This is a genomic window from Streptomyces tsukubensis, assembly GCF_003932715.1.
GTDB classification, from domain to species: Bacteria; Actinomycetota; Actinomycetes; order Streptomycetales; family Streptomycetaceae; genus Streptomyces; species Streptomyces tsukubensis.
The window spans coordinates 2675603-2696383 of the sequence record NZ_CP020700.1 but is presented as its reverse complement, the minus strand read 5'-3'; the positions used below and the strand labels follow the sequence as shown (position 1 = coordinate 2696383).

Genomic DNA, 20781 nt, shown 5'->3' with positions numbered 1-20781 from the left:
AGGGCTTCCGCCGACGACGGCGGGAGCCCTTCCGTGCGTCCGGCCGCCTCCTGTTCTCGCCCGTTCCCTCCACCGGACGGACCGGCCCCGATCTGCCGATAGGCTCGGGCCCATGTCTCGTATCGACGGCCGCACCGCCGAACAGCTCCGTCCCGTCACCATCGAACGCGGGTGGAGCAAGCACGCCGAGGGCTCCGTCCTCATCTCCTTCGGGGACACCAAGGTCCTCTGCACCGCCTCCTTCACCGAGGGCGTGCCCCGCTGGCGCAAGGGCAGCGGCGAGGGCTGGGTGACGGCCGAGTACTCGATGCTGCCGCGCGCCACCAACACCCGCGGCGACCGGGAGTCCGTCCGCGGCCGGATCGGCGGCCGCACCCACGAGATCAGCCGGCTCATCGGCCGCTCCCTGCGGGCCGTCGTCGACACCAAGGCCCTCGGCGAGAACACCGTGGTCCTGGACTGCGACGTCCTCCAGGCCGACGGCGGCACCCGCACCGCCGCGATCACCGGCGCGTACGTCGCCCTCGCCGACGCCGTCGCCTGGGCGCAGGGCAAGAAGCTGATCCGCGCCGGACGGAAGCCGCTCATCGGGACCGTCGGCGCCGTCTCCGTCGGCATCGTCGACGGTGTGCCGCTGCTCGACCTCCGCTACGAGGAGGACGTCCGCGCCGACACCGATATGAACGTCGTCTGCACCGGGGACGGCCGCTTCGTCGAGGTCCAGGGCACCGCCGAGGCCGAGCCCTTCGACCGCAAGGAGCTCAACGCCCTCCTCGACCTGGCCGCCGGGGGCTGCGCCGACCTGGCCGCTCTGCAGCGGGCCGCCCTCGACGAGACGACCGCATCCGCCTGACCGATCCCGAGGGGGCTCGGACGGATCCGGACGGGTCGCTGGCCGGTAACCGGCGGGGGAGGCCGGGCGAGCAACCCGGCGCCCCCACCCCGGCGTCCTTGGGGACACGGGCGCACGGCACCACCGTGCGCCCGGCCACCGGGGACGGTCCCCGGACGGCCCTGGGGGAGGAAACCGCCATGCCCGCGCGCCGCCGTATCGCCGTGGCCATCGCCGCAGCAGCGCTGACCGTTCCGATCGTCACCGGGTGCAGCGCCGTCGACAAGGCACTCGACTGCGTGGACACCGCAGAAGCCGTCACCAGCAGCATCGACAACCTCCAGACCGCCGTCTCCAACGCCGCCGAGGACCCCACCAAGGCCCGCGAGGCCCTGAAGGACATCGACAAAGAGCTGAAGGAACTCAACGACAAGACGGACAACGCCGATCTGGAGAAGGCCGTCAAGGACCTCGACACCGGGATCGACAACATCCGCAAGGCCATCGAGGACGGCGGGAACACCGTCGACATCGGTCCCCTCCGGGACGCCGGCAAGGAGATCGGCAAGGTCTGCACCCCGTGACCGGGTGAGGGCGCGGCGGTACGACGGGCCCCGGCCGCCCCGGGGCCGTCACCCGCGCCCCTCCGCACGGCCGATAATCGGGGCATGACCCGTATCGTTCTCGCCACCCGCAACGCCGGAAAGATCACCGAGCTCCGGGCGATCCTCGCCGCGGCCGAGCTGCCGCACGCCCTCGTCGGCACCGACGCCTACCCCGAGGTCCCGGACGTCAAGGAGACCGGCACCACCTTCGCCGAGAACGCCCTGCTCAAAGCGCACGCCCTGGCCAAGGCCACCGGGCTGCCCGCCGTCGCCGACGATTCGGGCCTCTGCGTGGACGTCCTCGGTGGCGCCCCCGGAATCTTCTCCGCCCGCTGGGCCGGCACCCACGGCGACGACACCGCCAATCTGAACCTGCTGCTCGCCCAGCTCTCCGATATCGCCCCCGAGCACCGCGGCGCCCACTTCTTCTGCGCCGCCGCCCTCGCCCTGCCCGACGGCACCGAACGCGTCGTCGAGGGCCGCCTCCTGGGCACCCTGCGCCCGGTGCCCGCCGGAACCAACGGCTTCGGCTACGACCCGATCCTCCAGCCCGAGGGCATGGACCGCACCTGCGCCGAACTGAGCCCGGACGAGAAGAACGCGATCAGCCACCGGGGCAAGGCGTTCCGCGCGCTGGTGCCCGTGGTGCGCGAACTGGTCGGCTGACCCGTACCCGTACCCCGTACGGCATAGGGAAGTCCCGTACCCGTACGGCATGCGCAAGGGCGCGGCTCCCGCTGCGGGAGCCGCGCCCTGACGTCTGCTGATGAGCCCGGTGGGACTCGAACCCACGACACACCGGACCTAAACCGGCGCCCTCTGGCCAACTGGGGTACGGGCCCGTCGCCGCTTACTGTACTGGCTGCCGCGGCGGTCTCCCGCCCGATATCGGCAGGTGATAGAAGCCTGTGCGGGCCCGGCCCCGGGGTCAGATCCCCAGGTCCTTGATGATCTTGGCGACATGGCCGGTCGCCCGGACGTTGTAGAGCGCCCGCTCGACCTTGCCGTCCTCGTCCACGATCACCGTGGACCGGATGACACCGGTCACGACCTTGCCGTACAGCTTCTTCTCGCCGAAGGCGCCGTACGCCCGCAGCACCTCCTTGTCGGGGTCCCCGACCAGGGTGACCTTCAGGTTCTCCTTCTCCCGGAACTTCGCCAGCTTCTCCGGCCGGTCCGGCGAGACCCCGATGACGTCGTAGCCGGCCCCGGCCAGCACCTCCAGATTGTCGGTGAAATCGCAGGCCTGCTTGGTGCAGCCGGGGGTCAGCGCGGCCGGGTAGAAGTAGACGATGACCTTGCGGCCCCGGTGGGAGGCGAGGGATACCTCGTTGCCGTCCGCGTCGGGCAGGGTGAAGTCGGGCGCCGGGTCGCCGGGCTGGAGGCGGTCGCTCATGCTCTTCGGGTTCTCCTCGGAAGACGGGAGTGGTGTACGCCGTCGAGCGTAATGGGGGTGCCGTGGGGTGCGGGGCCCGCCGAGCTGACAGACTGTCGATGAGAAACACCGGATCTGTACGGATCCGGCCGGAGAACCAACGACGGAACCAATCACGGAGGCGGCGCGGTGTCGGACGCGAGGACCCCAGCGCAAATCGAGGCGGACATCGTGCGCAGGCGCGGACAGTTGGCCGAGACCCTCGACGAGATCGGGGTACGGGTGCACCCGAAGACCATCGTCGGTGACGCCAAGGCGAAGGTCGCCTCCCAGGTGGACCAGGCCAAGGGCCAGGCGATGGACGCCGTCCAGCGCACGGTCTCCGACGTCCGCGCCAAGTTCGTCGGCGACGACGGCTCGCCGCGTCTGGAGCGGCTGCTCCCCGTGGCCGCGGTCGTCGTCGGACTGGTGGGCCTGCTGGTGGTCTCCTCCTCCCGCAAGCACAAGAGCTGACCGGCGATGGCGGTACGGCTCCCGGGCCCCCGGCGGGCCCCGTCCGGCGCGGGTGCGGGTAGGTTGCACGCGTGAGCGCGAACACCACGCAGAACAAGAACACCCAGCACGACAAGCTGCCCATCCGGATGCTGCACGACCGTGTGCTGGTCAGGACCGATATCCCGGAGGGCGAGCGGCGCTCCAGCGGCGGCATCGTGATCCCCGCGACGGCAGCGGTGGGCCGCCGGCTCTCCTGGGCCGAGGTGGTCGCGGTCGGCCAGAACGTCCGCACCGTGGAGCCCGGCGACCGGGTGCTGTACGACCCCGAGGACCGGGCCGAGGTCGAGGTCCGTGGCGTGGCGTACGTACTGATGCGGGAACGCGATCTGCACGCGGTCGCCGCCGACCGCTTCCAGGGCTCCGAGAACTCCACCGGCCTGTATCTCTGACCGGCGGGTGCCTCCGGCACCTCCGTCGTACGGCCCCGGTGACCGGGATCACCGGGGCTTTTGCCTGCGCTTTGCTAAGGTGGGGACATCCCGACGAGACGCGCCGTACCGGGCTCTGCAAAGACGACGCACCCCCAGAAGTAGCTCCTTCACGGAGCTTCGAGCGTCTCGGAGGTGCCGTCGTGGCATGGGTTCTGCTGATCATCGCCGGTCTGCTGGAGGTCGGCTGGTCGATCGGGATGAAGTACACGGAGGGCTTCACCAAGCTGTGGCCCAGTGTCTTCACCGGAGCCGGGATCGTCGCCAGCATGTATCTGCTGGCCCAGGCGGCGAAGACCCTTCCCATCGGTACGGCCTACGGAGTCTGGGTCGGTATCGGCGCGGCGGGTGCCGCGATTCTCGGCATGGCCATCCTCAATGAGCCGGTGACCGCGGCGCGGATCTTCTTCGTGTCGCTGCTGCTGGTCGCGGTCGTGGGCCTGAAGGCGACCTCCGGCCACTGACGGGCGCGTCAGCGCCTCCGACTCCCGGAGCTCTGTTTTCCCGAGTTCCCCGAGTTCCCCGAGTTCCCCGAGTTCCCCGAGTTTCCCGAGTCCACCGACCGCCGGGCGCACTTCCGGCGGTCGGTTCGGCGTGTCCGCTCGCCGCGGCGGCGCCTACGGCCCGGGCCGTGCCCCGCACCGTCCAGCGCATCCGCCCCCTGTACCGGCGCCCGAGCCCGCGCGGTTCCGTACGGCCCCTTCGCCTGCCGGGCCCGCCGGTCCGGCCCCGCCGGGGCACGTACGGCGCAGCCCGCGCGCTTGCCCCGGCGACGGCACCCGCGCCCGCCCGATCCCGTACGGCCGCGCCGCCCACCGCACCCGTACGGCCGCATCAGGCCCCGTACCGCCGCCCCCTCAGTACGGCCGCCGCGGGCCCGGCGGGCTCGGGGCGAGCCCCGTGCCCCCGTCCACCGCCCCCGCCCCCGGGAGCTGGTCGCGGAACACGCCGTCCGCCGGGTCCGACAGCGTCCCCGGCCCGGCGCCGGCCGGTGGCAGCAGCCCCCCGGGCAGCGGCAGGGACGACGGGCCGGTGTCCACCGGTACGGAAGGGCCGACCACCGGCGGCGGCTCGACTACCCCGCCCGGCGGCGCGGACGACGCCTCCCGCGGCGGCGCCGCGCCCGACGGCGTCCCCGACTCGGCCCCCGGCGACGACGGCGGCGCCTCCGACTGCTCCTGATAGGACCCCGGCGCCGTCAGCAGCTCGAAGTCGGTGATCTCGGTGCCCTCCAGCGCGTCCCCGGTGAACTGCCCCCAGATCCGCGCGGGCGCCCCGCCACCGTTCACCCTCGGCAGGCCCATCGCCCCGTACAGCGGCTTCTGCACCCCCGTCTCCGGATCCTGGCCCATCACCGCCACCACGGTCGCCAGCTGCGGCGTGTACCCCGCGAACCAGGCCGCCTTGTCCTCCTCCGCCGTACCCGTCTTCCCGGCCGCCGGGCGGCCCGCGGACTGCGCCGCCGTGCCCGTACCGCCGTCCACCACGCTCTGCAGCACCGCCGTCGTGGTGTCGGCCGCCTCCCGGCTCACCGCCTGCCGCTCGTCGCGCGCCGGGAGCCCGACGGTCGCGCCGTCCTTGCTGATGCTCGACACCAGGGTGTAGCGGCCGTGCCTGCCGTGGTTGGCGAGGGTCGCGTACGCCTCGGCCATATCGAGCACGCTCGCGGTCGCCGGGCCCAGCGCGATCGACGGCGACGCCGACAGATCGGGCGTGCCCTCGGGGAGGCCCAGGGCGATCGCCGTCCGCTTCACCCGCGCCGGACCCACGTCCACCGCCATCTGCGCATAGACCGAGTTCACCGAACGGTCGGTGGCAGCCCTGACCGTGAGGGGGCCGTACGAGTGGCCGTCCTCGTTCTCCGGGGCGTAGCGGGCGCCGCTCCAGCCCTGGACGGGCCGCCGGTCGGTGCCGTCGTAGACCGTGTTCGGGGTGATCCGGCGGCCGTCCTGGGTACGGGAACCCTCCTCGACCGCCGCAGTGAGGACGAACGGCTTGAAGGTGGAACCCACCTGGTAGTCACGGCGGGTCGCGTTGTTCACGTACTGCCGGGTGTAGTCGAACCCGCCGTACAGGGCCACCACCCGGCCCGACTCCGGGTCGATTGCCGCGCCCCCCACCCGCACATTGCGGTCCGCGGCCCGCCGGCCGGGGTCCAGCCGGTCCGTCACCTGGTCGTCGACGGCCTTCACGAACGCGTCCTGCCGGCCGCGCTGCAGGGTCGTCGTGATCCGGAAGCCGCCCGCCGCGAGGGTCTTCTCGTCGACGATCCCCTCCGAGGTCAGATACTCCTCCACCGCCTGCACCACATAGCCGCGCTGCCCGGAGAGCCCGGTGGCGGGACGGGCGCTCTGCGGGTCGGGGAAGACCATGGCCGCCCGTTCGGACGGGCTCAGCCAGCCCGTCTTCACCATGCCGTCGAGCGTGTAGTTCCAGCGGGCCAGCGCCGCGGGCCGGTTCTCCGGGTGGGTGGTCACGTCGAACGCGCTCGGAGCGTTCAGCAGGGACGCCAGATAGGCGCCCTGGGCCGTGGTCAGCTTCGACACGTCCGTGCCGTAGTACGCCTGCGCCGCCGCCTGCGCGCCGTACGCGTTGCGGCCGAAGTAGCTGGTGTTCAGATACCCCTGGAGGATCTCGCCCTTGCTCTGCTCGCGCCCCAGCTTGATGGCGATGAAGAACTCCTTCCACTTCCGGGAGAGCGTCTGCTCCTGGCCGAGGTAGTAGTTCTTCACATACTGCTGGGTAATGGTCGAACCGGACTGTTTGCCCTTGCCGGTCAGGGTGTTCCAGGCGGCCCTGACCATCGCCTTCGGATCCACCGCCCGCTCCGAGTAGAAATCACGGTCCTCGGCGGCGAGTACGGCCTGCTGGACCGTCAGCGGGATCTGCGACAGGGGTACGTTCTCCCGGTTGACCTCGCCGTCGAGGGCGAGCCGGCTGCCGTCCTCGTACAGATAGACGTTCGACTGGGCGACGGCCGTGGCGTTCGCGGGCGGGATGTGGACCAGGGCGTATCCGGCGGCGAACGCGCCGATGAGCAGGGCGGCCACGGTCACGAAACCGGTCAGGAGCATCCGCCGGGTGGGGATCGCGCGCCGCCATCCGGTCCGCCGGCGGCCCCGGTTCCGGCCCCTCCGGCCCGGGCCGCGATCCGTACCGCGATCCGTACTGCGATCCGTACTGCGGTCGGAGTTCCCGCCCGGCGACGACCGGGCGGCCGTTCCGTCCCGGGGGGTCCAGCCCTGCTGCGGTGGCTGTTCACTCATAGGCACATACTGCACTTTTCGGTCTGCTGTTCCCCGGACCCCCGCGGGTGGGGATCCCGGCGAAAACGGGTCGCGCGGCGCGGTGGCGCGTACTAGGCTCCAGCGTTTTGGCGCGACGACGGCGCGGCACCGCACTCCACTGCACCGAGTGCTGCGTACGCCGCATGCCGCACGCGATACCGAGGACAACGACCAGCGCCCGGGGAGGGAAACGCACGTGCGGCTGTACGGAGTCGTGGCCGTCGGCGGATTCCGCCGTTTCGCCGCCTATCGGATGGCCACCGCGGCCGGGATGTTCACCAACATCGTCTTCGGCTTCATCATCGCGGCCACCTACATCGCCCTCTGGGACCAGCGGCCGCGGCTCGGCGGCTACGGTCTGGACGAGGCCCTCACCTATGTCTGGCTGGGCCAGGCGCTGCTGACCGCCTGCGCGATGATGGGCGGCGGCTTCGAGGGCGAACTGATCGAACGGATCCGCAGCGGCGATATCGCCATCGACCTCTACCGGCCCGTGGACCTGCAGCTCTTCTGGCTGGCCGGGGACCTCGGCCGGGCCGCGTTCCAGCTGCTGGGCCGTGGGATCGTCCCCATGGGCGTCGGCGCGTTCGTCTTCGATCTGGCCCTGCCGGCCTCCCCGCTGACCTGGGCCGCGTTCCTGGCCGCGATCTGGCTGGGGCTCGTGGTCAGCTTCGCGATCCGCTACCTGGTGGCGCTCTCCGCGTTCTGGCTGCTCGACGGCGCGGGGGTGATGCAGCTGAGCGCGCTGGCGGGGACGTTCTTCTCCGGGATGCTGCTGCCGCTCAACGTCTTCCCCGGGGTGCTGGGGGAGATCGCACGGGCGCTGCCCTGGTCCTCGTACCTCCAGATCCCGGCCGATGTGCTGCTGGGCAAGCGCACAGGCTGGGAGCTGGCGGGGGCGTACGCCTTCCAGGCCGGGTGGGCGGCGGTCCTGCTGACGGCCGGACGGCTCCTTCAGGCGACGGCGACACGGAGGGTGGTGGTCCAGGGTGGCTGAGCGGGTGGCCGGGTACCGGGAGGAGCGGGCGGGGCTCGCCGCCCTGCGGGCGTACGGACTGATCACGGCCATGTGGATCCGCTCCACCCTGGCCTACCGGGCGTCCTTCGTGCTCGCCGTCTTCGCGAGCTTCGCCTTCAGCGCCTTCGACTTCGTCGCCGTGATGCTGATGTTCTCCCATGTGGACGCACTCGGCGGCTATCCGCTCGGCGAGATCGCCTTCCTCTACGGCACCGCCTCCACCGCCTTCGGCCTCACCGATCTCTTCCTGGGCTCCACCGACCGGCTGGGGCGGCGGGTGCGCGACGGCACCCTCGACACCTTCCTCGTCCGTCCCGTACCCGTCCTGGCCCAGCTCGCCGCCGACCGCTTCGCGCTGCGCCGGGTGGGCCGGGTCACGCAGGGGCTGGTGGTCCTCGGCTACGGACTGGCCGTGACGGATGTGGCGTGGACCCCCGCCAAGGTGCTGCTGGTGCCCGTGATGGTGATCAGCGGCGGGGTGCTGTTCGGTGCCGTCTTCGTGGCCGGGGCGGCGTTCCAGTTCTGGGCGCAGGACGCCGCCGAGGTACAGAACTCCTTCACCTACGGCGGGGTGACCATGCTCCAGTACCCGCCGACGGTCTTCGCCCAGGACCTGGTGCGGGGCGTGACCTTCGTCGTACCGCTCGCCTTCGTGAACTGGCTGCCCGGACTGTACGTCCTGGGGCGGCCCTATCCGCTGGACGTCCCGCAGTGGCTGGCCTTCGCGCCGCCCTTCGTCGCGGCGGCCGCCTGTGCGCTCGCCGGGCTGGCGTGGCGCGCGGGCCTCCGTACCTACCGCAGCACAGGGAGCTGACCGCCCGCCATGACCGACCCCCACACAACCCCCGCAGCCCCCGGCTCCCCTGTTCCCGCCTCCCGCCCCTCGTCCGTCCCCGCCCCCGTCATCGAGCTGACCGACGTGGAGAAGGTCTTCGACATCCGTAAGCGCGCGGGACTGCTGCGACGGGAGAAACAGCAGGTGAGGGCCGTGGACGGGATCTCCTTCACCGTCCCGCGCGGCGAGATGGTCGGCTACATCGGCCCGAACGGCGCCGGCAAGTCCACCACGATCAAAATGCTCACCGGCATCCTCACCCCCAGCGGCGGCCGGGTCCGGGTCGCCGGGATCGACCCCGCGCGCGAACGCACCGTCCTGGCGCGCCGGATCGGGGTGGTCTTCGGCCAGCGCACGACGCTCTGGTGGGACCTGCCGCTGAGGGACTCGTACCGGCTGGTCCACCGGATGTACCGGATCCCGGACCGCCGGTTCCGGGAGAACCTCGACCGCTGTGTGGACCTGCTCGACCTGGGCCGGCTCATGGACGTGCCGGTACGGCAGCTGTCGCTCGGCCAGCGGATGCGCGGCGATATCGCGGCGGCCCTGCTGCACGACCCCGAGGTCCTCTATCTCGACGAGCCGACGATCGGCCTCGACGTCGTCTCCAAGGCGAAGGTCCGGGAGTTCCTGCGCGAACTCAACGCCGAACGGTCCGTCACCATCCTGCTGACCACCCACGATCTGACCGATATCGAGCAGTTGTGCCGCCGGGTGATGGTCATCGACCACGGCAAACTGATGTACGACGGTCCCCTCGCCGGACTCCACGAGGCGGGCGAGAGCGAGCGGATCCTCGTCGTCGACCTGGCACGCGAACTGCCGCCGCTGGAGACCGGACTGGCCCGTACGGTACGGGTCGAGGGCCCGCGGCAGTGGCTGGCCTTCCCCGCGGACCGGTCGGCGGCCCCCCTGGTGGCCGAACTCGCCGCCGCCTACCCGGTGGTGGATCTTTCGGTACGTGAACCGGACATCGAAGCCGTGATCGCCAGGATGTACGCGGATCGCCCCGGGGGCCGGAGCAGAGTTTGACTATCCTTTACCTCATGAGTGAACTCCCCGAGATGCGTGCCTCGGACACCGAACGTGAACGGATCACTGAACGGCTCCGGGAGGCGGTGGCGGAGGGCCGGCTCAGCATGGACGAGTTCAACGAGCGACTCGATGCGGCCTATCGCGCCCGGACCAGCGGTGACCTGGAATTACTCGTCAACGATCTGCCCGGGAACTCCCGCGGTGGTTCCCCCTCCGCGGCCGCCGGACAGGCGCCGCAGCGCTGGACCGACCGCATCGGCGGCCGGGCCACCTCCCAGCAGGCCTTCGCCCTCTGGGGCGGCTTCGACCGCCGGGGCGGCTGGACCGTGCCCCGGGTCTTCAAGGCGTTCGCGCTGATGGGCGGCGGCGATCTGGATCTACGGGAAGCGAACTTCGAGGACCGTGAGATCACCGTCCGCTGCTGGTCGATCATGGGCCGGATCGACATCACCGTACCCCCGGAGGTCACGGTCGAGGTCACCGGCGCCCGGGTCATGGGCCGCTTCCGCGAAGAAGGCGGCGTGGAGCCCCGGATCGACCCGGCCGCTCCCCGTATCCGCGTCCAGGGCCTGGCCCTGATGGGCGGTGTCGTCGTCACCCGCAAGCGGACCAAGGCCGACCGGCAGCGCCAGAAGGCCGAGCGCGAGCGGGAAGCCCGCAGCCGTAGCCGGCTCAGCGAGGGCGAAGACCACCGCCGGCTCGGCTGAACGGCACCTGCTTCCGTACCCGCTTCCGCACCTGCTTCCGCGCGGCGGGAACTCCGGGTGCGCCCCGGGAGTCCCTGAGGCAGGGACAATGTGTACGGGGTGCGCGTGGACGGGTGGAGCAGGATGAACAGTACGGAACGGGAGCAGCCGGAAGAACCGGCCTCCGAGGGCGGAAAGACGGCCGACGGCCGGTCACCGGCACCGGAGGCCGGCCGTCCGCCGCTCGCGGCGGGACCTCCGGCCGCCGGGGCGCGGCGCACCGGCGGGGGCGGGGGCGGCCGTGCCCCCCGCTCCGGTCTGCCCTCCTTCGCCTACACCGAGGCGGACGCCGAGAAGCAGCGGGGCGTGCGCCGGATGAAGACGATGGCGACCGGTCTGCTGCTCTTCGTGGCCCTGGTCTTCGCCCTCGCGACCTGGGCGAAGAACTCCGGCGCCGGCCCCTGGGCCGGCTATGTGGCCGCGGCGGCGGAGGCCGGTATGGTCGGCGCGCTCGCGGACTGGTTCGCGGTGACCGCCCTCTTCCGGCACCCCCTGGGCCTGCCGATCCCGCACACGGCGATCATCCCGAACAAGAAGGACCAGCTCGGCGCCTCTCTGGGCACCTTCGTCGGCGAGAACTTCCTCTCCGAGGACGTCGTACGGGCCCGGCTGCGCGCCCTGGGAATCGGCCGCAGGCTCGGCATGTGGCTCTCCGAACCGGAGCATGCGGACCGGGTGACGGCCGAGCTGTCCACGGCCCTGCGCGGGGCGCTGACCGTCCTGCGGGACTCCGACGTCCAGGCCGTCGTCGGTGAGGCGATCACCCGCCGGGCGAACGCCGTGGAGATCGCGCCCGGGGTCGGGAAGACCCTGGAGAAGGTGGTCTCCGACGGTGCCCACCACAAGGCCGTCGACCTGATCTGCGCCCGCGCCCACGACTGGCTGGTCGAGCACGCCGACTCCGTGATGGACGCGGTCGAGGGCGGGGCACCGGGCTGGACCCCGCGCTTCGTGGACCGCAAGGTCGGCGAGCGGGTCTACCGCGAGCTGCTCCGCTTCATCACCGAGATGCGCGATATGCCGGGCCACCCGGCGCGCGATGCCATCGACCGCTTCCTCACCGACTTCGCCTCCGACCTCCAGTCCGATACGGAGACCCGGGCCCGGGTGGAGCGGATGAAGTCGGACCTCCTCTCCCGTACCGAGGTACAGGACGTGATCGCGTCCGCCTGGTCCTCCGTCCGCACCATGATCATCTCGGCCGCGGAGGACGACCGGAGCGAACTGCGCCTGCGCGCGCGGGCCTCGCTGCTCAGCCTGGGCGCGAAGCTCGCGACGGACGAGCGGCTCCAGGGGAAGCTCGACGGCTGGGTCGAGGACGCGGCGGTCTATGTGGTCACCACCTACCGCGGTGAGATCACCTCGCTGATCTCCGACACCGTGGCGAGCTGGGACGCCGAGCACACGTCGCGCAAGATCGAAGCGCACATCGGCCGCGATCTGCAGTTCATCAGGATCAACGGCACGGTGGTCGGCGCGCTCGCGGGACTGCTGATCTACACCGTGGTGCACGCCTTCGGCGGCTGACGGCGGCCGCGGCAATTCTCTGCCCCGGATGTACGCCCCCGAGTGAACCGATCCGGGGTCCGCGTCCGTTTCCAGGGCAGAGGACCCGCAACGGAGCGGGGCCCTCTCCGGCACTGCGGCGACCGGCCATGTCCCCCCGGCCGCCGCGGCCATCCCGTTCCCGGCTGCCCGAGGCCACCCCCGAGGCCGGCCGCCGGGAACGGGGCATCCGGCTACTTCTCGCCGGGCCTCACACTGATCCGCAGCTCGGCGCTCGCCGTCATGGGCTCCTTGGCCCCCTTGAACGTCACCCGGTAGTGGATCACGTCCTGGCCCTCGTAGTCGGGGTTGGACGTGTACAGGATCGCCCCGTCCTCCACCTTCGCGGTTCCGCTCCCGGGCCCGCTCTCGACGGTGATCTGCACATCCCCGTCCTCCTGCGCCTGGGCCAGCGGCATCCCGGTCCCGTCGGCCAGGTTCACGGCGTCGTTGGACAACACCTTCACCACCAATTCCTCGGCGGTCACGGCCTGCCCCTCGTCGTCCCGCAGCAACAGACTCCCCTGATCAGAGCCCGTGGCGGACGCCTCGGCAGTCCCCACACCGGTGCTTCCCGGCGCCGTGTCCTCCTTCCCAGCCGTTTCCACTCCACAACCGACCACCGCCCCCAGCAGGGCGACAACCCCCGCAGTGGTTAGAGCGATGCGCCCACGCGCATATATCGGCGACATGTGCACCCCAAGACAGACAGAACAGTTCCGAGAGGGCTGAGCATGGCGTTCCGGGCGGGAAAACGGGGGGTCATGGGTGCAGATGATGCCGAGTCGTGATGAAGCCGGTGCGCTCGGCCATCGCAAAGCGTGCAAAACAAGCCAGAACGATCTTGAGTCGTTCGATCGTCTGCTCGAATTCTCGGCTAGCCGGGTGCGCCCTCTGCCGTGTCGGCTCCTTCGTGACCTGCAGTGGTTCTGTTGGTAGGGGCATCTAGTACCACATCTCTGATGCTGTGTCAGGTGTGGGCGTCCTGGCTGTTACCCGGTGGCGATGGTGGAGTAGGTCCACACATCGGCTGGCATCTCATGCTGGAGTCGCCAGGTGATCCCCATCGGCTTGTTGCCTTGGTGGTCGACGTAATCGGCCGGTCCGAGCAGCATCCACGGCTGAGGCCTGCCGATGTCCGTCTCCTTGTATCGGCGCACGAACGGGAGGACATGAGAGCCCTCGGCTCGGTGGTTTTGGTATCTCTTCCCGACGCCGGTTGCCTCCGAAGTGTTGTTCTGGGACTCCCAGTGGAAGAGGGACTCGTTGAGGGCGTAGTCGTGGTAGCGGGTCTGGGGTGAAAAGTCCTTCTCGTTCTTCTCCAGTGTGATGAGGAGGGCATCTGTGCGGATGCTTGGACACCAGAAGGCGCCTTCGCGGAAATCTCCCGGCTGGCGGCCGCCGACGAGCGCCAAGCCAAGTCCAGACAGGATTTCCTCGCGACTGTATGAGGCGTGTACGGAGAGGGGGAGCTCGGCCAGTGGGCCGCCCAGCGGGAGCGGGACGTGGTCCACTTGGTCAAGCGCATGGGCAAGGACTTGGCGGAGCTCATCCCGGAAGGCGTTCTGAGGGCTGAGGAGGTCGAACCCCTCCTGATAGCTGGCGAAATCGCTGCGGGGCCAGAGGGAGAAGAAGAACATCCGAGCATAGGCCTGCTCGCGCTCGTCGAGCTCCTCGTAGGAAGGGGCTTCGTCGGATAGGAGCTTGGTGTAGGCCGCGGCCCGGGCCGGGTCGTCAACGTGGAGGAACGCCGGAATGCGCTTGAGGAAGGCCATCTCTCCCTCTGGCGAGGGGGCGCTGAGGAGCTGGGCTCGGCGCAGCAGGCCCGTCCATGAGTTCTCCCTGCTCCGGTAGATCTCCTTCAGTTCCCGGCCGCTCTCACGGAGGTAGTCACCCAGCCGTGTTTCGCCATACCTGCCGACCTCGCGAGCCAGTTGATTCACATTGACGTTCAGCTGGCTGCGGATGTTATCAATAATGAGTGCCTTCGCCTTGGGCTCCAGAATGATCTGACATCCCGAGGGGAGCTGTGGGAAATCACCCTCCATATTGGCGACCAGGCGGTTTCGAGTGAGATTCGTCAGAGCCCGGAACTGCTCCTCGAACCTGAACTCCTTCCGATGTTGGCCGATGAAGTCCAAGACCGTGAGTACTGCCTTATCGTCGCTCCGGCGTAGTCCTCGCCCCAACTGCTGGAGGAAAACCGTGGCGCTGGAGGTCGGACGCAATAGGAGGAGTGTGTCGACGTCCGGTACATCGAGCCCTTCGTTGAAGAGATCAACGGAGAAGATGATCTGAAGTTCACCGGAGCGCAAAGCGTCGAGTGCCTCTTTGCGCTGCTGTCGAGGCGTGTTTCCGGAAAGTGCGATAGATCGAAAGTTGGCACGCCGGAAGAATTCCGCCATGAATTCTGCATGCGTCACGGAGACGCAAAACCCCAGGGCGCGCATGGTGTAGGGATCGCTCACCTTGTCCATGACGGCTTTGATCACCAGTCGGGCGCGGGCGTCGTTCCCTGTGAAGAGATTGCTGAGTTCGGATACGTCGTAAGCTCCACGCTTCCAGGAAACGGCCCCCATGTCCGTGTTGTCGGTGATGCCGAAATAGTGGAAGGGGCTCAAGAGCTCATTCTCCAGCGCCTCCCACAGGCGAAGCTCGGCGGCAATCCTCCCCTCGAAGAACTCGTCCTGAACGTTTCTGCCGTCCATTCGCTCCGGCGTGGCGGTCAGGCCCAACAGTTCGATGGGTGTGAAGTGATTGATGATCTTCTGGTAGGTGGGGGACACTCCATGGTGGAACTCGTCGATGACGATGACATCGAAATGATCAGGTGCGAATCCATCTAGGGCCTGGGCGTGCAAGGACTGGACGCTGGCAAAGATGTGATTTCGAGTCTGAGGAACGATTCCACTGTGCATCTCTTCGCCGAAGTTGGCGTCCGTGAGTACATCCTGGTAGGTGCGCAGCGATTGCCGGAGGATCTCTTGGCGATGGGCAATGAAGAGGAGGCGTAGGTCCCGGCCGTGCTGCTTTCTTAGATTCTTGTAGTCAAGCGCGGCCATCACCGTTTTTCCCGTGCCCGTCGCCGCAACCAGCAAATTGCGGTGTCGGTCATGAACGAGCCGTTCGGCGTCGAGCCGCTCCAGCATGTCGCGCTGGTGGGCGTAGGGGCGCACCTCCAGACCGGACAAGGTGATGTGCTGGCCTGCCGGTCCACCTGCTGTACCCCGGCTGGCTTGCTGGAGCGCTTGGTCGACGCGGCTCGCATCCTTCTCGGGGTCATAGGCCTCGAAGACCCGTTCGCTCCAGTAGGAGTCGAAGGTAGCGGTGAACTTGCGTAGGACGTCAGGTGTGGTCACCGACGACAGACGTACGTTCCACTCAAGGCCATCGAGCAGGGCGGTCTTTGACAGGTTGGAGCTGCCCACATATGCCGTGTGGTAGCCACTGTTGCGTCGGAACAGCCATGCCTTGGCGTGGAGGCGAGTAGCGCGGAGTTCATAGTTGATCTTGACTTCTGCATGGAACTTCTCGACCAACTTGTCGAGGGCGCGGCGCTCCGTGGCCCCGATGTAGGTCGTCGTGATGACACGGATGGGGACGCCTCGGGCGTGGGCGGCCGTCAGCGATTGCTCCAGCACTCGAAGGCCGTGCCACTTGACGAATGCGCAGAGCAGATCGACGCTGTCTGCGGTCGCGAGTTCGGCCCGCAGTTCAAAACCGAGGCTGGGGTCATCGGGGGAGTTGGTGATCAGGGCCGCATCGGACAACGGGGTGGCCGGCCGCATGGTGTAGACGCCCTTCTCCTCCCGCTCCGCCAGGGCGAGCAGTTGGCGAGGTCCGGCAACGATCCGGTCAACCGTAAGGGAGAGGTCTGCCCAGCCTTGTACATCGGTCAGTGAGGCAATGGCATCGAGAATGTGATTGGCGGCGTCGACCTGTTGGTCGGGCTTCAGTTGCTGCAGGGCCTGATGCACCGAGGTGGCGATATGCCGGGCGAGGACGTGAGGGGTTGACTCCGGTCCGATCTCGCCCTCGACGACCCGCCAATCTTCCATGCTGCGGAGGCGGGCCAACTGCTTCTCCAGCCGCACCGTGATGAGCTGTTCGTACAATCCGGCAACCGGTTCGCGGCCATCGGTGATGCCTGACATAGCGCTGTGCCCCCCGCGGACTTGTCCGTGTCGACTGCAACGATGCCAGGCATATCAGGTGCCACCGACAGGCGGGTGAGATTTAGCTACCCCCGTGACAGTCCCGGTACGCCGCCCCCGCCCCGCACCAGCAGTCCGCGCCCTTCGACGGGGGCCAGGGGAAGGCGCGGCCGCGGGCGGCGAGGGTGGTGGTGTATTGGGGGAGCAGCGACGGGTTCGTAGGGGTCGAGGCCTCCGCCGCGGCGAAGGCCTCGAACGACGGGACCGTCGCCGTCACGATGCCCAGATTGGCCGTGCCGGTCGCGGCGAGTTCGCGCAGGGACGACTCGATGGACGCCAGGTGGGTCTGGTAGGAGGGGTACTCGGCGGCCAGGGCCGGATAGGTGGTGAGGAGTTCGGTGAACTCCGGGGCCGGCCAGTGGAGGACCGCGACCGGGAAGGGGCGGGAGAGCGCCGAGCGGTAGGAGCCCAGTTCGGAGCGGAGGCGGGCGATCTCGGCGCGGAGTTCGGCCGGGTTGTCGGAGCCCAGGGCCCAGAGGCGGTTCGGGTCGTGGAGTTCGTCGAGGGAGATCGGGGAGTGGGCCGTGTGGACCTTGTCCGCGAGGCGGTCCCATTCGTCGTGCGGGCGGGCCAGCAGCCTGCGGACCCGGTGGCGGCCCGTGAGCAGGGGGCGGGTGTCGTACGGGACGTCGTCGTCGCCCGGGGTGAGGAGCAGGGTGATGCCCTCGGTGAAGCAGGCGTGCGACTCCTCCAGCTCGTCGTGGGACTCCAGGGTCTCCGCGATCGTCTCCCACGGCGCCGGATCCGCCGGGGCGGCCGTGCGGATGCCCGCGATCAGGGCCCGGGCCTCGGCCTCGTGGCCGTACTCCCAGAGGTTCGCCGCCTGGAGCGCCTTCACCAGGAGGGGGTGCTCCGGCTCTTCGGCGAGCAGCTGGTCGTAGAGGGTGGAGGCGCGTTCACGGTCGCCGGCCAGTTCGAGGTGGGCCGCGGCGCGCAGCAGCAGGGGTTCGCGGTCCTCCGGGTACTGCTCCGCGGTGCGAAGCAGACGTTCGGCTTCGGTGGTGTGGGCGGTAGGCGTGTCGGGGCGCATGGGGGACACCGTACTGCCGTGTGCCGGGCGTGCCGCACGGCCCTCCCGGACCGTCTGCCGCCCGGGAAGGCCATGGGCCGCGCACGGCTCTGGCCACCTGCAGCGGCCCCGCCTATCGTGCGCCCGTGCGGATACGGCAGCAGCGACCCGGCCGGGTACGGGTGCCCGTCGTCGTTCAGGGGCGCGGGCGCCGCGCCCGTGCGCGGGCCGCCCGGGTGCTCTGGGGCACCGCCGAGGCCGCCGTCACCTTCGGGGTCGTCGTGCTGCTGCTCGTCGTCCACCAGCTGTGGTGGACCAACCGGCAGGCCCGCGCCGGTGCCGAACGCGCCGTTCACTCCCTGGCGCGACAGTGGTCGGAGGAGGGGAACGCCCGCGGAGGAGGTGACCCCGCCCGTGAGGAGGAAGAGGAGAACGGGAGGGGGGAAGGGGAGGGGAAAAGGGAGGGGGAGGGGAAAGGGGGGAGGGAGGGCAATCAGAGGGAGGGGGAGAGGGAGCGCGGGCGGGACGTGGCGCGCCCGTCCGGTACCGCGTACGCCGTCATCCGCATTCCCCGCCTCCGCCTCACCGCCCCCGTCGCCGAAGGCATCACCGCCCGCGGCGTCCTCGACCAGGGGTACGTCGGCCACTATCCGGGCACCGCCCTCCCCGGCCGCCCCGGCAACGTCGCCCTCGCCGGGCACCGCAACACCCACGGCGAGCCCTTCCGCCACATCAACCGCCTCCGCCGCGGTGACGACATCCGTATCGAGACCCGTGACGCGGTGTACGTGTACGAGGTCGACCGGCAGCTCGCCCGTACCTCTCCCCGCGATATCGGGGTGATCCGCCCCGTACCCCGCTCCCTCACCGTCCCCGGTGCCGGATACCGCGAACCCGGCAGCTACCTCACCCTCACCACCTGCACCCCCGAGTTCAGCTCCGCCTACCGTCTGATCGTCTGGGGAAAGCTCGTCTCCACCCACCGGGTACGCTGAATCCGGCAAGGAGAAGGACGGACAGGACCGCAGAGGGAAAGGGGGGCAGCCCATGGACGCGCACAGCCGCACCGGCCGCGCCCTCCACGCGATCGTGCTCTCCCTCGTCCTCGTCTTCGACGTCGTCCTCGCCGACGGCTCGGGCGCCGGAGTCTCCGCCGCCCTCGCCATCGCGGCCGCCGCCACCGGTGCCGCGGGCGCCGCGCTCGTCGTCTGCGCCGTGATCAGCGCCCGCTGTGCGCCGCCGGTGCCCCGCACCCGCGTCCGTACCGCCATCCGCGACCGCGAACGCCGCACCGCCTTCCTGCCGCAACGCGACCCCGACGCCCGGGGCCGCACCAGGCCCCGAGCCCCCGGCCGCGCCCTCCTGGCAGCGGCCGCCTAGGCGAGCGGAAGGCTTCCCTCCCTTCGTGGGTGCTGCCGTACATGCCCTGACATATCCGGCTGTACGAGACCCCCGGAGGGCTCTCCTTGTCCGTCTTCGCCCAGTTGGTCGAGCGCCTCGCAGAACTGCTCGAACCCCTCTTCCAGACCTCCGCCACCGCCGCCGCGATCGTGCTCTTCACCGCGCTCGTCCGGCTCGCCGTCCACCCCCTCTCCCGCGCCGCCGCCCGCGGCCAGAAGGCCAACGCCCGCCTCGCCCCCCAGGTCGCCGCCCTGCGCAAGAAGCACGGCAAGCACCCCGACCGCCTCCAGAAGGCCCTGCTGGAGCTGTACGCCAAGGAGAAGGCGTCGCCCCTCTCCGGCTGTCTGCCCAGCCTGCTCCAGCTGCCCGCCTTCTTCCTCCTCTACCACCTGTTCTCCAGCGGCACGATCGGCGGCGAACCCAACGCCCTCCTCGACCACACCCTCCTCGCCGCACCCCTCGGCGGCCGCTGGCACGACGCCCTCGGCGCCGGCGGCGTCCTCGGCGACCGCGGTCTGGTCTATCTCGCGCTCTTCGCCCTCGTCACCCTGGTCGCCGTCGTCAACTACCGCCGGACGAAGAAGCAGATGTCCGCCCAGCCCCCGGTCCCCGACGGCACCGCGCTCCCCGGCGCCGCGGCCATGACCAAGGTGCTGCCCCTGCTCTCCTTCGGCACCCTGGTCACCGTCGCCGTCGTCCCCCTGGCGGCCGCGCTCTACATCGTCACCAGTACGACCTGGAGCGCCGTCGAGCGGATCCTGCTCTACCGCGACATGCCGGCCGCCGGGGCGCTCGCCAACCCGCTCTGACACCGCGGGACCGGCCCCGGAGAAGGGCCGGGGCCCCGCCCCGGCCCGCCCCCGTCCCAGGGAATGAACGCGGTCTTGCCGAGCGTTCCGGACCTCTTGGAAGATCATGACGACCGATCCTCCGAAGGCCCCGCCGATGGCCGCTACCCATCGTCCGGACGCGTACGGGAATCACACGGCATCAGGCTGAAACCAGGAGAGGCCAGGGAAACCACCCATGAGACTGCTGCGCATCGGCGCCGCGGGCGCCGAACGTCCGGCCCTGCTCGACCCGGACGGTACGACCCTCCGCGATCTGACCGGACTCGTCGACGACATCGACGGCGAGCTGCTCGCCGACCCCTTCGCGCTGGACCGGATCCGCGCCGCCGCGGGCGCGGGCGTACTGCCGGTCCTCGACGCCCCCGCCGGGGTACGGCCCGGCCCGCCGGTCGCCCGGATCGGCAAGGTCGTCTGCATCGGGCTGAACTACCACGACCACGCCGCCGAGATCGGTGCCGAGCCGCCCGCCGAGCCCGTCGTCTTCCTGAAGGCGGCGGACACCGTCGTCGGCGCGAACGACACCGTGCTCGTGCCGCGCGGCAGCACCAAGACCGACTGGGAGGTCGAACTGGCCGTCGTCATCGGCCGCACCGCGCGCTACCTCGGCGACGACGATGACCCCCTGGCGTACGTCGCCGGCTACGCCGTCGCCCACGACGTCTCCGAACGCGCCTTCCAGCTGGAGCGCGGCGGCACCTGGGACAAGGGCAAGAACTGCGAGACCTTCAACCCCCTCGGCCCCTGGCTGGTCACCTCCGACGAGGTACCGGACCCGCAGGCCCTCGCGCTGCGGCTGTGGGTCAACGGCGAACTGCGGCAGAACGGCTCCACCGCGGACCAGATCTTCCCGGTCGCGGAGGTGGTCCGGTACGTCAGCCGGTTCATGACCCTCTACCCCGGTGACATCATCAACACCGGCACCCCGGCGGGCGTCGCCATCGGCCAGGGGGACGCGGCCCGCTATCTGCGCGCGGGAGACGTCGTCGAGGCCGAGATCGACGGTCTGGGCCGGCAGCGGCAGACACTCAAAGACGCCTGAGCCTGT

At 70.1% G+C, this 20781-nt stretch carries 20 protein-coding genes, 1 tRNA gene and 1 riboswitch; of the genes, 15 read left to right on the top strand and 6 right to left on the bottom strand.

Annotated elements, in window-relative coordinates:
• Positions 1-112 precede the first annotated feature (112 nt).
• From rph to rdgB, 3 genes are all read left to right on the top strand, one after another.
• Positions 113-853: a ribonuclease PH gene (gene rph / locus B7R87_RS10245; protein WP_006349116.1), complete on the top strand. Its 741-nt coding sequence runs from the start codon at positions 113-115 to the stop codon at positions 851-853.
• Between the two features lie 179 nt (positions 854-1032).
• A complete protein-coding gene (locus tag B7R87_RS10240; protein WP_006349117.1) occupies positions 1033-1416 on the top strand; it encodes a hypothetical protein in 384 nt (127 codons plus the stop codon).
• An 84-nt stretch (positions 1417-1500) separates the two neighbouring features.
• On the top strand, positions 1501-2103 hold the full coding sequence (gene rdgB / locus B7R87_RS10235; protein ID WP_006349118.1) for an RdgB/HAM1 family non-canonical purine NTP pyrophosphatase: 603 nt from the start codon (positions 1501-1503) through the stop codon (positions 2101-2103).
• Positions 2104-2204: 101 nt separating this feature from the next.
• On the opposite strand, the gene B7R87_RS10230 is transcribed toward rdgB, so the two are convergent.
• Both B7R87_RS10230 and bcp read right to left on the bottom strand, forming a co-directional pair.
• Positions 2205-2279, bottom strand: a tRNA-Leu gene (locus B7R87_RS10230).
• Between the two features lie 86 nt (positions 2280-2365).
• Complete coding sequence (bcp, locus tag B7R87_RS10225; RefSeq protein ID WP_006349119.1) at positions 2366-2833, bottom strand: thioredoxin-dependent thiol peroxidase; 468 nt, start codon at positions 2831-2833, stop codon at positions 2366-2368.
• 168 nt (positions 2834-3001) lie between these two features.
• On the opposite strand from bcp, the gene B7R87_RS10220 reads away from it, so the two are divergent.
• The 3 genes from B7R87_RS10220 to B7R87_RS10210 all read left to right on the top strand — a co-directional run bounded on the left by B7R87_RS10220 (position 3002) and on the right by B7R87_RS10210 (position 4259).
• On the top strand, positions 3002-3325 hold the full coding sequence (locus tag B7R87_RS10220) for a DUF3618 domain-containing protein (RefSeq protein WP_040916210.1): 324 nt from the start codon (positions 3002-3004) through the stop codon (positions 3323-3325).
• Positions 3326-3453: 128 nt separating this feature from the next.
• Positions 3454-3756, top strand: a complete 303-nt coding sequence (locus B7R87_RS10215) for a GroES family chaperonin (RefSeq protein ID WP_202488701.1) — start codon at positions 3454-3456, stop codon at positions 3754-3756.
• A gap of 68 nt (positions 3757-3824) precedes the next feature.
• Positions 3825-3889, top strand: a riboswitch (guanidine-III (ykkC-III) riboswitch).
• 49 nt (positions 3890-3938) lie between these two features.
• Positions 3939-4259, top strand: coding sequence for a DMT family transporter (locus B7R87_RS10210; RefSeq protein WP_006349122.1), 321 nt, complete (start codon positions 3939-3941; stop codon positions 4257-4259).
• 393 nt (positions 4260-4652) lie between these two features.
• Here the strand turns inward: B7R87_RS10210 and B7R87_RS10205 are convergent, their stop codons facing one another.
• Entirely contained in the window at positions 4653-7061 is a 2409-nt protein-coding gene (locus B7R87_RS10205; protein ID WP_130584631.1) for a transglycosylase domain-containing protein, read from the bottom strand.
• Positions 7062-7278: 217 nt separating this feature from the next.
• Between B7R87_RS10205 and B7R87_RS10200 the strand changes: the two genes are divergently transcribed.
• The 5 genes from B7R87_RS10200 to B7R87_RS10180 all read left to right on the top strand — a co-directional run bounded on the left by B7R87_RS10200 (position 7279) and on the right by B7R87_RS10180 (position 12243).
• The gene (locus tag B7R87_RS10200; RefSeq protein ID WP_006349124.1) at positions 7279-8079 is read left to right on the top strand and encodes an ABC transporter permease; all 801 of its coding nucleotides are present in this window, start codon (positions 7279-7281) and stop codon (positions 8077-8079) included.
• The gene (locus B7R87_RS10195; protein WP_006349125.1) at positions 8072-8914 is read left to right on the top strand and encodes an ABC transporter permease; all 843 of its coding nucleotides are present in this window, start codon (positions 8072-8074) and stop codon (positions 8912-8914) included. Before B7R87_RS10200 ends, B7R87_RS10195 begins: the two co-directional genes overlap by 8 nt.
• 9 nt (positions 8915-8923) lie before the next feature.
• Positions 8924-9967, top strand: coding sequence for an ABC transporter ATP-binding protein (locus tag B7R87_RS10190; RefSeq protein WP_006349126.1), 1044 nt, complete (start codon positions 8924-8926; stop codon positions 9965-9967).
• A gap of 14 nt (positions 9968-9981) precedes the next feature.
• Complete coding sequence (locus B7R87_RS10185) at positions 9982-10677, top strand: DUF1707 SHOCT-like domain-containing protein (RefSeq protein WP_006349127.1); 696 nt, start codon at positions 9982-9984, stop codon at positions 10675-10677.
• A gap of 123 nt (positions 10678-10800) precedes the next feature.
• A complete protein-coding gene (locus tag B7R87_RS10180; protein ID WP_130584630.1) occupies positions 10801-12243 on the top strand; it encodes a DUF445 domain-containing protein in 1443 nt (480 codons plus the stop codon).
• A gap of 212 nt (positions 12244-12455) precedes the next feature.
• Here B7R87_RS10180 and B7R87_RS10175 read toward each other — a convergent pair whose 3' ends face one another.
• The 3 genes from B7R87_RS10175 to B7R87_RS10165 form a co-directional block, all read right to left on the bottom strand.
• Complete coding sequence (locus B7R87_RS10175; protein WP_006349129.1) at positions 12456-12824, bottom strand: Ig-like domain-containing protein; 369 nt, start codon at positions 12822-12824, stop codon at positions 12456-12458.
• 429 nt (positions 12825-13253) lie between these two features.
• Positions 13254-16415 carry a DUF3427 domain-containing protein gene (locus B7R87_RS10170; protein WP_006349130.1) on the bottom strand — a complete coding sequence of 1054 codons (3162 nt, stop codon included), beginning with the start codon at positions 16413-16415 and terminating at the stop codon, positions 13254-13256.
• 82 nt (positions 16416-16497) lie between these two features.
• Entirely contained in the window at positions 16498-17505 is a 1008-nt protein-coding gene (locus B7R87_RS10165; RefSeq protein WP_006349131.1) for a tetratricopeptide repeat protein, read from the bottom strand.
• A 215-nt stretch (positions 17506-17720) separates the two neighbouring features.
• Between B7R87_RS10165 and B7R87_RS10160 the strand changes: the two genes are divergently transcribed.
• The 4 genes from B7R87_RS10160 to B7R87_RS10145 all read left to right on the top strand — a co-directional run bounded on the left by B7R87_RS10160 (position 17721) and on the right by B7R87_RS10145 (position 20775).
• Entirely contained in the window at positions 17721-18479 is a 759-nt protein-coding gene (locus B7R87_RS10160) for a class E sortase (protein WP_006349132.1), read from the top strand.
• A 52-nt stretch (positions 18480-18531) separates the two neighbouring features.
• Positions 18532-18864 (top strand): DUF6412 domain-containing protein, encoded by a 333-nt coding sequence (locus B7R87_RS10155; RefSeq protein WP_006349133.1) that lies wholly within the window; start codon positions 18532-18534, stop codon positions 18862-18864.
• 86 nt (positions 18865-18950) lie between these two features.
• Positions 18951-19694, top strand: coding sequence for a YidC/Oxa1 family membrane protein insertase (locus B7R87_RS10150; protein ID WP_006349134.1), 744 nt, complete (start codon positions 18951-18953; stop codon positions 19692-19694).
• A 217-nt stretch (positions 19695-19911) separates the two neighbouring features.
• Entirely contained in the window at positions 19912-20775 is an 864-nt protein-coding gene (locus B7R87_RS10145) for a fumarylacetoacetate hydrolase family protein (RefSeq protein WP_006349135.1), read from the top strand.
• The last annotated feature ends 6 nt before the right edge of the window (positions 20776-20781 follow it).